Consider the following 14,320-nt stretch of genomic DNA (forward strand, 5'->3'; position numbering starts at 1 on the left):
TAACTATTACCCATTCCCTATTCCTCATTCAAAAACTTGAGATAATCGTTACTCATTTCTTTGACTGCTGCATCATAAAACTGCTTGCCGTGTTCAGGTGTTGCTAAAGCGGGGTTTGAACCCATTCTGCCGTCGGGATAATGTTTGCGAAAGTCAGTTGCACCATAAATTCTGTGTCCGCTGGCTACTTCTTGTGATAGCTCGGCAAGTTTTATCGATTCTGGATAAATATACTGTGTCAGTGCAACTTCGGAAGGGGTAGCGTGAGAGCCTTCTTGATCGCCGTATAATTCCTTAGCTAATTTATATACGGTACTGCACATAAACCAGTTACCGAGTTTACATTTAACTTTGTCAGCATTGGGGATCTGCAAATCTGCTAGATCGGCGTATGTCTCGGAAAAAGCAGCTTTGAGAGTGGCCATATTCCCACCGTGTCCGTTGATAAAGTAGAACTTGGTAAAACCAGCTTTGGTCAAACAAGTTACATATTCTTTGATAACTTGAATCATCGTACTGGGGCGCAAGCTAATGCTGCCAGGAAAAGCGGTGTGGTGCAGTGCCATTCCAATATTGATTGTTGGTGCTACTATTGCCTGAGTTGCTTCACCAACACCACGAGCTATAGATTCTGCACAAATTGCATCGGTACCGATTAATCCTGTTGGCCCATGTTGTTCGGTGGAGCCGATAGGAAAAATAATACCCTGAGATTGCTGTAGGTAAGCTTCAACTTCTTGCCAGGTACTAAGATGCAGTAACATTTTTTGGTGATTTTCCGAGCTAATATCCTAATGATACTGTTTCATCAATTAAATTGACGTTGGTTCTTAGTCGTACTGCTGGAAATGGTATTTTTCTGTTTATTTATGCAAATTTTGTGTTGATATCTTGTTCCCAGTCTCTGACTGGGAATACATTACATGAGGCTCTGCCTCACGCTTTACTCCCAACGCGCTAGAAGATTACCGAATCAAAAACCTTACTAGACGCAGAGAGCGCAGAGAAAAGAGAGCGGGATAGGAGTAATACTGGAGGCAGAGCCTCTAAACACTGTATTCCTTGCCAGAGGCAAGGAACAAGTTATTCAAAATTGGAATACAAAGTAGAACCTTTTAACGAGATTCGAGAATAAAATTTTCTTCTTTAATTTAAATTAAATCTAACTAATATTTTGTGCAATCGAGTTTAAATTCTAGATTACTTTGATCCCTAATTATTTATAAGTCGTTTCTCTGCTATCTCTAAACTAATTAAGTACTATCGATGAAATATTTATCTTAGTAAATATATTTTTATAAACGTTTCTAGAAAGTAAATCCAGCTAATCTAAAAACTGCTAATACATGAAAAATACTTTATCAAATTTTAATTGATAGCTGCTAATTACTAAGAGCGAATCGCTAGCTATTATTTTAAATTTTTTGAGCGTCATTACCCCAGGGAAATTTTAATGCTGTTTTCCGCTAAATTCCCCGTTCAAAAACATCCAATTTATTCAGATGTTATTAAAAAGCTTGACGCTCAATTGTTAAGTAAACGACTTTGTTTGAATTAGCTTTTAGCAGTAAGATTGAATATCCTCACCACACTGGTCTACTAAATAACATAAAGCGCGAAAACGCAAACCGACAAACTGTTCGTAAAGCGGATTTATTTTGCATAAAGGTGGGATATGAACCAGTTTACGTCCAAGCAATACGATATCTCGTTCAAATGGACAGTCCGCTGGAATTAATTTGGCAATAAAATGCGCTAATTTACGATTTTGAATTTCTAGAGAATCTAGCCATTTACGCAAAGGCTGTAAAAAGTCAAATTTAGGCTTATTTCTTCGCTTTTGACTTTCAGATTGGTTATTGAATGCGGTAAAATTATTAATTGCTTCTAACATAACTATTGTTAGTTTCCCCTCAGATTGTTCCTAGTAATCCGACCAAAACACTGCAAAAGTATCTAAATATGTTTTATTTGAGAATACTTTCGATATTGATTATCTAACCTCACCATCTGCCTAAAAACTGTTCTGTTTAATACAGAAGCATAAACATAAGATAAAGTTCCCGATTTTTAACTTAATTTTTGGAACAAAATCAAAATTACTTGGTGCAGAATCAAACTTAATTTCATCTATTTAATGTACGCTAGCTATTTCTCAGGCAGTAGTACCTTTAGATAGAATTTCTCGAAAATAAACCAGGTTTTGTTCTTGCTAAAGCTAGATTACACTCTAATCAATCTGCTTCCTTACTACGATTTTAGTCTATTACCTATTTTGCAAAATGTCATGGATTTTACAAATTTTAATATTATTAATAATTTTTTAATAACTATGTATATATTTAAAGACTATGTGAATTTTTGCTGTTACTATTGCGTCCAAGAATGGGAAAAAGAATTACAGCCGATTTCATTTGAGTGAGGTACAAGACATATCGTTATAAGGGAGTAGGGGAATGTACCTCATTTATTTGTAAACTGCTGTAGTAGCGAGCAGAGGAGGGGAGAAGTTATTACCTTTAACCTTTGACCTTTTCCTCTAACTTGCTCATTCCTCCGAAGTAAGCCAACCAAAGCACTACTAGTACCCAGTGGATGAAGATAATTATCCATGCCGAACCCGTCAAAGCGTAGGTTATAGTACAGGTAATTCCGAGTAAAGTTGCCAATATGAGGAAAATCGGGTCGAAAAAGGTGGGATATCCATCTTTATAAAAGCTTTTGGCGTTCAGAGGGTGGTAAATAACGAATATTAGCAGACTCAATCCAGCCCAAATCCATTTCGACCAGTTGACGACTTCGGTGGGATGGGGAATAAATAAAACTCTAAAGAAGAATTCTTCTGTAATCGCGGGTGTTAGTAAGCAGCGTAATACGAAAAATGGGTAATGGATGGGTTTAGTTGACCATGTTTGTAAATGTAAAAATCCGGTGGAAAAGCCTAAAGGTATGGCTATGGCTGCATAAATCAACAAAGCTAAACTAGCAATCAACCAATCATGCCAAGCTGGAATGAAAACGGAAGCGAGGATGCGGTTAAGAATTATTGAAATTATAGACACTTTGGTAAAAGGAAGTTTGATTTGTCCGAATAGGGGTGTCGGTGCTAGAGGTGCAATCTCTGGGTTCCATCCTCCGACTTGATAAGTTTGCAGAAACCACAGTTTCGCACCTTGCTTTAAGAATAAACCGGCTAGCTCATCTTGTGCTTGTCTAGGCATTATTGTCCGCCAAGTTGTCAGTCCAGCCCAAATACTAGGGTCTCTAAAGGGTTCTTTGGTGTCACCGATCCCCGCTAAAATATCTACATTGCTTTGCCAGTCAGCACGGACTATTCCCAAAGGAATTAGCTCCCGTTCCAAAGCTGAACTTAAGGAAGAAAGTTGCTTGAAGCGTAAAGTTTGCGGATGGTTAGGATGATTTTGTAGCCAGCTTTGAATCGTCGGATTTGATTTTACAAGATGCTTGATAATTGCGATCGCGCTGTAAAGTGCTTGGGAGGAGTCTTGAATGCAGGAAGCTGCTGGACTTACAGTAGCATTCCCGGTACCATCTCCCACCCGATAGCGTGCCATCATTATTTGTAATTGACGTACAAATTCGTTTAATGGTGAAATGGTGATGCCGTCAAAGTTGTAATCTTGGATAACTGGGTCAAATTTAACGAGGATATCGGTAACGGGACGAGTTGCCAACCATCCCCACTGCAAGTTACCCATATAGTTTGCCCAAGTTTGCGTTCCGGAAATTATGCCATCGGAGTTATGAGCGTAAATTTGATGATACTTAATTTTAAATTCTAATTCTTTAGTGAAGGGGCTGCGAACTATTTGCGCGATCCCAAATGCAAAGTGTCCGGTAATAGTTTTTGGCACCCCCAAGGATTCGGCTTTTTCACCACCGATACCGCCAAAAAGGTTTAATACTATAGCTTTATCGCCTTCTTGCCATTGAGATACTGGTTGCGATTCCGTCGCGCTGGGATCAATTAAAACTTTGTTTATTTTACCTTTGTCTGTAGCTGCAATATCCCAATATTGTTTGATATACTCACGTCCCGCTTCCATTCCTAAAATCACTTTATCGGGTTGCAGTTGAAACAAGGAACGCGGTACTAATGCCTGGACAGTAAATATACTTTGATTGTTTTTGGCTCCGTAAATATACCATCCGGCATTACCTGCGGGTGAATCTTCTAATTTATATGTTGTTGATGGTCGAATATTCCGCGTGTCTATAGCCTGTTGGGGAATATAAACCGTTTCTTCAATACCGTCAAATTTACCTGATTCCTGGTTATAATGACGAACTTGGAAGAATTCAACTTTATTATTATTTAGTTGATTATTTCGTTGAATTATTTTAACTAAACCATAAAAGCGTCCGGGTGCGAGAACAGGTTCTTGATTAATTTGTAAAATTTGCTGATTATTAGTTTCTATAACTTCTGCATTATCTAAAGTAACAATTACATCATCCTTTGGTCTTGCACCTGCGAGAGACTGTAGCGGCTTTACTTGGGAGCGTTTATTTAAGCGATCGGGGTGAATATTTCCTTGTTTTTGACTTTTAAATGTTGCAGGTGTAAAGTTAACGTCTCTGGTGACAGCTTTGATGTAGGATTTTAACTGCGGTTGATTTTTCCATTCTAAGCGCACTGCTTTTCCAATTAAGTTTGTTGCTGCGGATGGTGCGTGTTGAACTTCAAACCATACCCAGTCGGAATCATCTTTTATCTTGTCTTTTTTAGGTAAAATTAGCCTTCCTACCCAGTTACCGATTGGTTGATATTTGGGATCGACGGTTTGCGTTAAAGGATAATACTGAGGTTGGTTGAAGCTTTGTTGGGAGTGGATTAGATAATTACTTTGTTGACTAGCTAGGAGTTGTAGAAAAGTAAAGCTTGTACAAATAGTAAGTATAATTACGAGTATTAGGAATTTGAATCTTCTTCTGTATATCGACCTCCCGTTTATTGATAGCTTGTAGTTTTGCATATTTAGAGTGATTTTTTATCCCGTTTGAGTAACTAATGTAGAGGTTAACAATTGTTACTTGGTTCGGCAATATCCACAGTATGCTTTTGGGGAAAATTTAGTAGGTTTGTAGTAACGACTCCAATTTTCAGATGAAAGGGCTTAAGCCCTTACTACGATCCTTTACTGTTGTATTTTTAATTATGCACCGTCAACCAATTTTAGATTTTGGATTTTAGATTTTGGATTTGTCCGGACAAATCCAAAATAACCTCGGTCATGTAATATATTCACCAGAAACATATTATCGGATGTTTACATACCATAATTATATTTTATTGTTAATTATTTATTAATAACTGAAAGAAATAAAATAACCATCATGCTGAATCTCAACGACGAATCGGTTCTTGATAGTTGGAATCAAAATGCATCGGCTTGGATAATTGCTATAGAAAACGAAGAAATTGCAAGTCGAAAAATTGTGACAAATAACGCGATTATCGATGCAATTACGAATTATTCTCCTTCAAATATTCTCGATATCGGATGTGGTGAAGGTTGGTTAACTCGCGAATTGACTATTAAGGGAATAGAAGCTTGGGGTGTTGATGGGGTTTCTGAATTAATTGAAAAAGCGCAGTTGATGTGTGGTAAATTTCAAGTTGCTTCCTACGAAGATATTATAAATAGTAATAAGATCCCCCCAACCCCTCTTATAAAAGGGAGGCTTTCTATTTCTCAGGCACCTATTATGAAACAGGGGCTTTTTTCAGGTAGTAAATTTGATGCTGCTGTTTGCAATTTTTCTCTTTTGGGAAAAGAAACTGTAGATAATTTAATTCGTTCGATTCCTAGCTTATTAAAAAACAATCAATTATTATTTATTCAAACGCTTCATCCGGTAATTGGTTGTGGAGAACTACCTTATATTGATGGATGGAGACAAGAATTATGGAACGGTTTTAGTTCGGAATTTAAACAAGCAGCACCTTGGTATTTTCGCAAGCTAGAAACGTGGATAACTTTGCTGAAATCTTCGGGTTTTTCGATTTTAGAGTGTCGAGAACCGATTCATTCAATTACTCAAAAACCTGCTTCGATTATTTTGATCGCTTCATGTAAATAATATCATTTTTATAATAGATACCATCAATTAATCCAATGAAGATTACGATTATCTTCTGAAAAAGAATACAATATATACAAAATCATTATTCAAACCGGCTCTGAGTGGGGGCTGGGTATTTGTCGTCAATATTTGTCTACAACGAGATTTGGGATTATTTTGTCCCTAATTCTTAAATATATTTGATTATTTGACCTCTATCGTGTTAATTCGCTGATTTTTAAGGGAATACTAAAAACAAGAATCTAATCTAATTAGAGTAGCGTCAATAAAACTCTAATCTAATTAGACAAATATCAAGACAAAGCTCTCGTCTATCAAATTTTTATAGAAATTTTTGTTGTGAATACTTCATCCTATCCACTCCCAAAACTACCTAAATTATTAATATGGCTAGTATGGTTAATCTGTCTGCTACCCTTTACTTTAAATCTTTTAGGCATCGATTTCGCTTCACCGACACCACCAGATTTAAGTTTAATTCAGCAAGTAAGCGAAGCAGCGGAAGTTAAGGAAATAATGTATCGCACTTTAGCCGGTAGTTTTCTGCATACCATTTTGGAATGGAGTGCGTTTTGTACGGCGATTTTTACTGTTATTTTATCTTTCGCTCATTTCAAAATCAAAGCAGATGTAACTACACCGATTTTAGGAGTAACTTTATTTTGTGCTGGAATGATGGATGCTTTCCACACTTTAGCAGCCGATCGCTTAATTGAAGCTATTGCTGATAATCGCAACTTGATTCCTTTTACTTGGGCAATTTGTCGTCTTGCTAATGCTTTATTAACAATGATAGGTATTAGTATTTTTCTGCTAGGTAAGTCTAAAAAAATAACCGGAAGTTTTGCTTTTGTTGGATTAATCAGCTTTGCTTTTGGCTTACTTTCCTATGCCATTATTAATATTTGCGCTACGAGTGAAAGACTTCCTCAAACTTTGTTTTCTGAATCTATAATTACTCGTCCTTGGGATGTATTGCCTCTAATTTTATTTATAATTAGTGGTATTTTTATATATCCACGTTTTTACAAAAGATACCCAAGTTTATTTTCCTACGGATTAATTATTAGCGTGATTCCGAATATAGCCACACAAACACATATGGCTTTTGGTTCTAGTGCTTTATTCGATAATCATTTTAATATTGCTCATTTTCTCAAGATTATTGCTTATTTAGTACCGCTAACTGGATTAATTCTGGATTATATTTATACTCATCATCAACTATACGAAACTAATAAAAAATTTCGTCATGAAATATTAGAACGTCAACAAGCAGAAGCTAAACTTAAGGAATTTTCTCAGCGTGAAGATTTACTTAGAAGTCGTTTATCCAGTCAAATTTCTCACTCTCTTGAATTGAGCAGTATTTTTGAAAGCTGCGTTAAAGAAATTTATCAGCTATTACAATTAGATTACTGTAGCTTTTCTTGGTATCGTTGTCATAATCATAGTCCTAGCTGGGATATAGTTTATGAAGAAGTAAGTACATCTAAATTTACTATTTTTGATCAGCCCAATTTTACTCAAAAGAACGAGATATTTTTAGAAAATTTAATTAGCTCAGATAACCAAATAATAAATGACATCTCTACAATTAACGAACCAATTTTTAATAAAATTTTCGCGTCTAAAAACCTGAATTCTGTTTTGACTCAAAATTTCATGAATAATTCTGGGGATATTGGAATTCTTTTATGTGCCTGTAGCGATCGGCGTGATTGGACGCAGGAAGAAGTAGAATTAATTAAACAAGTTAAACAACAATTGATAATTGCTCTCAATCAAGCAGAACTTTATAACAAAGCTCGTATAAATGCAAAACAAGCTCAACAAGCTCTGAAAGATTTACAACAGATGCAAACCCAACTGATACAAAGCGAAAAAATGTCAGCATTAGGTAATTTAGTTGCTGGAGTTGCTCACGAAATAAATAATCCAGTTGGGTTTATTGATGGTAATTTACATCATGCAAATGAATATATTCAAGATTTAGTTCATCACTTGAAGCTATATCACCAACATTATCCAAAACCAGTATTAGAAATTAAAGAAAATGCCGAAACAATTGATTTAGATTTTCTGCTAGAAGATTTACCCAAAATGATTGATTCCATGAAACTGGGAACCGATAGAATTCGAGATATTAGTACTTCTCTAAGAACTTTTTCGAGAGCGGATACTGACAACAAAACCAGTTTTGATATTCATGCAGGTATTGACAGTACAATTTTAATTTTAAAACATCGTTTAAAAGCGAATGAAAAACGTCCAGAAATTGAAATTATTAAAAACTATGGCAATTTATCAAAAGTTGATTGTTTCCCAGGTCAGTTAAATCAAGTATTTATGAATATCTTAGCGAATGCAATTGATGCTTTAGATGATTATAATATTGGACGCAGTTTTGAAGAAATTAAAGAACAGCCAAATCAAATTAAAATTTATACTGAAGAATTAATAGGAAAAAATCAGATTGCTATTCATATTCAAGATAATGGCCCTGGTATATCGGAAAATGTAAAAAAGCAGATATTTGACCATTTATTTACTACTAAAGGTGTTGGTAATGGAACTGGATTGGGTTTATCGATCGCACGACAAATTATAGAAGATAAACATCAAGGTTCTCTGGAATGTATTTCTAATGTTTGTGGGGGAACAGAGTTCATTATTAAAATTTCAATTCGGGATTGATTTACAGGAGGATGGGTAATTGATAATGGGTAATGGGTAATTGGTAATGGGTAATGTACCTTACGGGAAAAAATCATTCTTCTTCAACACCCACCACCGCAGTTTTCCCTCCAATTCCATACCTACTCACACCAGAAACGGCAATATTCTCTACCTGCATATCATTGACAAAATACGAATTATTACTTCCAGGTAAAATCTTTGTAGTCCATTCATCACCCTTCTTGATCTGCACTACCCAAGACTGAATTTGTTGCTTACCTTTGGGTTGCCAATAAAGTCTTATTTGTCCTAACTTTTTATCTTGAATAATTTTTAATTCTGGTTTATTTGGTTTAATGTTATTTAACCAAGGTGTTGCGGGAATTAATGCTGGTTGAGCATAAATTTCATTTTTTAAAGTATCCGCAATTCCATCACGGTTTTCCATCAAAGCTTTCATGCTGAAGTGAATATTCCCGCTAGTTTTTGTAAAACCTCGCGTTGTTCTGATTTGATAAGCTATCTCGCTCGCATCCCAACCTTTACTTTTTTCGTTACTAATGCGACTCGTATAAATTCCGGGAAAAATACTTCTACTTTTTGTATTTTGACTCAACCACCAATTCAATAATACCGGATAACTTTGTGCTGTTTGTTCAATTTTCCAATATAATTGTGGTGCAAGATAATCTAACCAACCTTCTTGCAACCATTTACGAGAATCTGCATAAATCTGCTCGTAAGCGTTGAAAGTTGCTCCTCTATCTATATTAGTAATCCTTTCTGGATAACCCGGTTGCCAAACTCCAAAGGGACTAACACCAACTTTTACCCAAGGTTTCTGTTTTTTTACATCGCTATACATCCGACGTACAAAAGTATTGATATTCTCTCTTCTCCAATCAGCACGATTTAACTTTCCTCCCGTATTTAAATATTTATTCCAGCTAATTTCATCGGGGAAATCTATTATTTTATTTTGTTCGTCACGTTGCGGATAGGGATAGAAATAATCATCAATATGTACTCCATCAATATCGTAACGACGAACCACATCTAAAATTACTTTCAACGAATAATCTTGAACTTGCTTTTCTCCGGGATCTAACCACAGATATTTACCGTATTGTTTCACAAAATCCGGTCTTGTTTTACTGATATGGTTACTAGAAATAGGAGATATCGTTTCGGGATGATGAGCGCGATAGGGATTAAACCAAGCGTGTAATTCTAAACCTCGTTTATGTGCTTCTGTAACTGCGAATTCTAAAGGATCGTAAAACGGTTGTGGTGGTTTACCCATTTCTCCGGAGAGAAATTCCGACCAAGGTTCATAAGGTGAGTTGTATAGAGCATCACTTATTGGGCGAATTTGCAAAACTACGGCGTTTAAGTTTATTTCCGCCGCTTTATCCAGTAGAGAAACCAATTCAGCCTTTTGTTCTTCAGTAGTTAAACCGGGTTTTGACGGAAAATCGATATTAGCAACGGTAGCAATCCACGCACCGCGAAACTCTCTCGTAACGGCAGGAGGTGTGATATTTTCTAATTTACCTGGCTTTGGTTGAGAATAAACGGGAGAAGCAATTCCCAGTAATAGTACGCTAACTAGAATTGCTTTGGTTTTTAGTATAGATGTCATATGTTACAGGAAGATCCACCACCTAGTTAAGATTTAGAATTGGGAATGAAAGTTCCATAGTTTTAGAAATCGGGTAAATTGTTTAATAATTTATCTATTCCACTAAAGGTAGCGAGGATTCCGAAAGAAATTGCCAATAATGAACTGCCAATAATTCCTTGAACTAAAGAAATAGACACATGAAAATAAATTGAACAAAGCCAAGAGATTGCTGCGATGCAAAGTCCAATTAATATACCTATTGAAAATCTTTTGATTGATGGTTGAGAATTCATTTTTAGAATGTAGGTTAATTACACAATTATTTTAGCGATTTAAATAGGTTTGTAGTAAAAGTTTGTAGATTACCCGGCGGTTGAAACCGCGTCTAAACAGGCGAAACCCACCTGCGTGGGTTTATATATAATTAGTCCACGGAGGTGGACTTTGTTTGTGTAGCAGCGGTTTCAACCGCCAGATTTTTAACTGCTGAATAAATAACCCGAATCAAGAAATTTCCACGATCGCCTTACCAATCATCTTGCCGCTATCTTGAGCTTCGTGAGCAGCAGCAACTTCTGTTAATGGGAATCGTTGAGCAATATTATGATGCAATGCACCTGCAACTAAAGCAGTCGTAATATCTCGAATCGCCGCTTGTTTTGCTTCTTCAGGCATGGTATACACCAATATTGTACGGATAACAATATTTCTTAACATCAGCGACAAAATTGGTAAAGCAGGAGCATCATCCGGGTTTGCTGAATATATGGCGATCGCACTGTTAGTACGTAAAACTGCATCGGTTACAAATAAATTCTTACTAAAATCAACATCAACAATACGGTTGATTCCCCGTTTTCTGCCAGTAATTTCTTGAATGCGTTTGACTACATCTTCATTTTTATAGTTAATCATGTAATCTGCACCCGCAGTTTCGGCAATCTTTGCTTTTTCAGGACTGCTGATGGTAGTAATTACAGTTGCACCACCCCATTTACCCCACTGTACCGCATAGTTACCCACGGCACCCGCTCCCCCAGTGACGAGAATCGTTTGTCCTTTTACCGCACCGTCTGCGAATACAGCACGATGAGCAGTCATGACTGGAACGCCAAGACAAGCACCTTCGACGAAACTGGTATTATCTGGTAAGGTAACGGCTTTTTCACTGGGTAGCACAGCATATTCCGCAGCAGTTCCAAATGGTTTTCCCTGTTGGGCTTCATAAATCCAAACTCGTTCTCCAATACGAGAATTAGAAACACCTTCCCCAACACTTTCAATTACCCCCGCACCATCTTGATGGGGAATAATCCGCTCAAATTTCTGCTCGATACCACCCCAACCACCACGGGTTTTTGTATCGGATGGATTTACACCCGAAGCGTGTATTTTGACTCGCACTTCACCAGCACCAGGTTCGGGTATGGGCATTTCTCCATACTGAATTACATCTTGTGCTGCACCTTGTTTTTCGTACCAAGCAGCCTGCATTAATTGTTCGCTCATAGTTAGTACCTTAAGGGAGTAGGGAGTAGGGAGTAGAGGGAATGGGGAACAGGGAACAGTTAATAAATAATATTAAATCCCTTGATATCGAAATTATCTCTATTTCCTCTTTCCTCTGTCTTGAAAAGTTGTTCATGGGGGAGACCCCCAAGACCACACTTTTCGCTGCGCTCTCTGTGTCTAGTAAGGTTTTATAATCCGACACTAATAAGATATTACTTTGCGATCGCGCCAATATTTAACCGTCTCCTCGCGAGGTGCAACAGTAACCAACCAAATCGCTGTATCTGCTCCCTGCTCTAGACCCATATCGGTTTTCACCCAACCGGAGCATATGGCGTTAACGGCAATTTTCTCAGAGCGAGAATTTTGTAGATGATTTAGTTGATATTGTGATTGAGAGATTAGCAATTGATGATTAACAGGCATTTTTATAAAGAAATGATATAAGCTTTCTGTCCCCTATTCCTTTTTTAAATTAAAAACCCAGCTTCTTGATAAAAACCAGGTTTATTGAAACCTAAATTTATTAAAATTCATATAGAGTTACTATATTTGAATACCGTACCCTGCTGTAAAAAGCTTTTAGTATATTAGCGATAAGCCTTCTTGAGAATACAGTTCAAGCTTTCATGATGCTATCAATACCACCAACATCTAACTAATGCAGACATGGTTGCCAGTCCTACTACTCCATTAGCGGTCATTGCATTATTTTTCTGAAACTTGATTACAGCAGCTTTAGTTCTTTCGTCAAAAACACCATTGCTTCTGCAAGAGTAAACACCAACCGTTTTCAAACACTCCTGCAAATTAACTACAGCATCTCCAGTTGAGCCTTCTTTAAGCGTCATAAAAGTATTTTTAACCATGAGATTCTCCCCTTAGTGACAATTACTTAATTTAAATTCTGTTAGCGCATTTATCAAAAACAAATGTCTGTAAACCAATCAATCTTTATACTTTGAAACATTTGTTAATGCTTTACAAGTTTTTTGACTGAAAGTAATATAGATGGCAATAGAAATACACAGATGGTGATTTATTTTAATCGAGTTATTAAGAAAACTAGAAAAGCTTACCGTTGAGACTGGTTAGCTAAGAGTACATATAAGAGCGTTACGATCTAATTTAGTTCGCTTTTCATAGTTTAATTTTATATGCTGACTTAATTAATCCAAACTAAATATTTCCGCAAATCTTCTGTTCTATTAGTTTAATTTATCGAGTAAGATATACCGCGATATTTGAGATTATTCTGTAATTGCTCATTTTGACGAAAAGAAACAGAACGACGAATGCAATAAGGTATACCGCGATAAATTGCAAATATATTGGTTTCGGAAGTTTCTATGGGAGAATTATTATGTTGGTAAGAAACTCCGCGATAAGTTAGTTTCATTGTTTAATCCTGAAATATTTTAGTTGATATAAGAAAAAGAAAAAATTGTATTTGTTCTTTCCTCTATTTATAAATGGGTGCAAATTATATCAACTTATGCAGTTTGAAGATAAAGATTCGGATAATTGCAAGACCCTAACAAAGCAGAATCCCTTTAAAAACTTTATTACCAAAGTGTCGTAACCCATATTGTAAAATATCCGCCACTCTTTTGTTGGGTTACGGTTCAAATATAGATTGTTTGTTTACAATTAATTTTTTGGTGAACCTAACCCAACCTACAAACTACAAACTACAAACTAAGAATTTGAATACATCACAAAGCAGAATCAAAAATTTGTTGTGCTGTAAGATTTAAATCAGGAAATAAGGGAGACACTATTAGCTTATTACCCTGAAATTGAGTAGTTTGATATTCACCATCAACTAATTCGCAAATCGTAATAGTTTGTTGTTTGGGGTTGCCAATAAACCGTTTACCACCCAAAGATGCATAATCGACAATCCAATATTCAGGGATACCCATTTCTTCGTAATCCCCAAACTTGTCGTGATAATCATCTCGCCAATTAGTACTTACAACCTCAACTACCAAAGGAATTGATGCAGATCGAACAAGTGTAGATTGTTTCTTCCATAAAGGTTCATTGACGAGATTGTCATGATTAACCAACACAATATCTGGGGAATAGGTTGAGTCATTGTCAGGAGTTTTGACAAGTCCAGTTTTGGGGATACGGTAAGGTAATCCCTTGTGTAAATACTGAAGAGCTATCTGTCCAACTAAAAAGCCAATCACATTTTCATGTTCGCCAGTAGGTGGTGGCATTTCGACAATTACTCCTTTGTGCAATTCGTAAGGTATGCCATTATTAGGATACCATTCAATGAATTCCTCAAAGGTTGTTAGTTTGTTTATTGCTTGAGCCATACAATTTTAGATTTTAGATTTTGGATTGATTTCTAAAGTTGTTAATGTTGGGTTACGGTTCAAATAT

11 protein-coding genes are annotated in these 14,320 nt (G+C 36.3%); 2 read left to right on the forward strand and 9 right to left on the reverse strand.

The features are described 5' to 3' along the window. Nucleotides 1–17: 17 nt before the first annotated feature. From VB797_RS09100 to VB797_RS09110, 3 genes are all read right to left on the reverse strand, one after another. Nucleotides 18–764, reverse strand: a complete 747-nt coding sequence (locus VB797_RS09100; protein ID WP_323237350.1) for a creatininase family protein — start codon at nucleotides 762–764, stop codon at nucleotides 18–20. A 797-nt stretch (nucleotides 765–1,561) separates the two neighbouring features. Then, the gene (locus VB797_RS09105) at nucleotides 1,562–1,894 is read right to left on the reverse strand and encodes a Mo-dependent nitrogenase C-terminal domain-containing protein (RefSeq protein ID WP_323237351.1); all 333 of its coding nucleotides are present in this window, start codon (nucleotides 1,892–1,894) and stop codon (nucleotides 1,562–1,564) included. Between the two features lie 625 nt (nucleotides 1,895–2,519). Continuing rightward, nucleotides 2,520–4,997, reverse strand: coding sequence for a type II CAAX prenyl endopeptidase Rce1 family protein (locus tag VB797_RS09110; protein WP_323237352.1), 2,478 nt, complete (start codon nucleotides 4,995–4,997; stop codon nucleotides 2,520–2,522). A gap of 361 nt (nucleotides 4,998–5,358) precedes the next feature. Between VB797_RS09110 and VB797_RS09115 the strand changes: the two genes are divergently transcribed. Beyond that, entirely contained in the window at nucleotides 5,359–6,105 is a 747-nt protein-coding gene (locus VB797_RS09115) for a class I SAM-dependent methyltransferase (RefSeq protein WP_323237353.1), read from the forward strand. Between the two features lie 342 nt (nucleotides 6,106–6,447). Then, complete coding sequence (locus tag VB797_RS09120; RefSeq protein ID WP_323237354.1) at nucleotides 6,448–8,805, forward strand: ATP-binding protein; 2,358 nt, start codon at nucleotides 6,448–6,450, stop codon at nucleotides 8,803–8,805. Nucleotides 8,806–8,878: 73 nt separating this feature from the next. Here the strand turns inward: VB797_RS09120 and VB797_RS09125 are convergent, their stop codons facing one another. The 6 genes from VB797_RS09125 to VB797_RS09150 form a co-directional block, all read right to left on the reverse strand. Continuing rightward, nucleotides 8,879–10,429, reverse strand: coding sequence for a glycoside hydrolase family 10 protein (locus VB797_RS09125; protein WP_323237355.1), 1,551 nt, complete (start codon nucleotides 10,427–10,429; stop codon nucleotides 8,879–8,881). Nucleotides 10,430–10,915: 486 nt separating this feature from the next. Then, nucleotides 10,916–11,920, reverse strand: a complete 1,005-nt coding sequence (locus VB797_RS09130; protein WP_323237356.1) for an NADPH:quinone reductase — start codon at nucleotides 11,918–11,920, stop codon at nucleotides 10,916–10,918. Between the two features lie 204 nt (nucleotides 11,921–12,124). Further along, nucleotides 12,125–12,349, reverse strand: a complete 225-nt coding sequence (locus VB797_RS09135) for a hypothetical protein (protein WP_323237357.1) — start codon at nucleotides 12,347–12,349, stop codon at nucleotides 12,125–12,127. Nucleotides 12,350–12,561: 212 nt separating this feature from the next. Continuing rightward, complete coding sequence (locus tag VB797_RS09140) at nucleotides 12,562–12,792, reverse strand: peptidoglycan-binding domain-containing protein (protein ID WP_323237358.1); 231 nt, start codon at nucleotides 12,790–12,792, stop codon at nucleotides 12,562–12,564. 344 nt (nucleotides 12,793–13,136) lie between these two features. After that, on the reverse strand, nucleotides 13,137–13,322 hold the full coding sequence (locus VB797_RS09145; protein WP_323237359.1) for a DUF4278 domain-containing protein: 186 nt from the start codon (nucleotides 13,320–13,322) through the stop codon (nucleotides 13,137–13,139). Between the two features lie 316 nt (nucleotides 13,323–13,638). Then, nucleotides 13,639–14,253 carry a Uma2 family endonuclease gene (locus tag VB797_RS09150; protein WP_323237360.1) on the reverse strand — a complete coding sequence of 205 codons (615 nt, stop codon included), beginning with the start codon at nucleotides 14,251–14,253 and terminating at the stop codon, nucleotides 13,639–13,641. Nucleotides 14,254–14,320 lie beyond the last annotated feature (67 nt).

Source organism: Rivularia sp. UHCC 0363, from assembly GCF_034931125.1.
In the GTDB taxonomy this organism is placed as follows: Bacteria; Cyanobacteriota; Cyanobacteriia; order Cyanobacteriales; family Nostocaceae; genus Rivularia.

Bases quoted from the DNA above. Each gene is read 5' to 3' on its own strand.
- VB797_RS09145 (WP_323237359.1), bottom strand. From the start codon at position 13,322: ATGAAACTAACTTATCGCGGAGTTTCTTACCAACATAATAATTCTCCC.
- VB797_RS09130 (WP_323237356.1), bottom strand. From the start codon at position 11,920: ATGAGCGAACAATTAATGCAGGCTGCTTGGTACGAAAAACAAGGTGCA.
- VB797_RS09115 (WP_323237353.1), top strand. From the start codon at position 5,359: ATGCTGAATCTCAACGACGAATCGGTTCTTGATAGTTGGAATCAAAAT.
- VB797_RS09150 (WP_323237360.1), bottom strand. From the start codon at position 14,253: ATGGCTCAAGCAATAAACAAACTAACAACCTTTGAGGAATTCATTGAA.
- VB797_RS09110 (WP_323237352.1), bottom strand. From the start codon at position 4,997: ATGCAAAACTACAAGCTATCAATAAACGGGAGGTCGATATACAGAAGA.
- VB797_RS09105 (WP_323237351.1), bottom strand. From the start codon at position 1,894: ATGTTAGAAGCAATTAATAATTTTACCGCATTCAATAACCAATCTGAA.
- VB797_RS09125 (WP_323237355.1), bottom strand. From the start codon at position 10,429: ATGACATCTATACTAAAAACCAAAGCAATTCTAGTTAGCGTACTATTA.
- VB797_RS09140 (WP_323237358.1), bottom strand. From the start codon at position 12,792: ATGGTTAAAAATACTTTTATGACGCTTAAAGAAGGCTCAACTGGAGAT.
- VB797_RS09135 (WP_323237357.1), bottom strand. From the start codon at position 12,349: ATGCCTGTTAATCATCAATTGCTAATCTCTCAATCACAATATCAACTA.
- VB797_RS09100 (WP_323237350.1), bottom strand. From the start codon at position 764: ATGTTACTGCATCTTAGTACCTGGCAAGAAGTTGAAGCTTACCTACAG.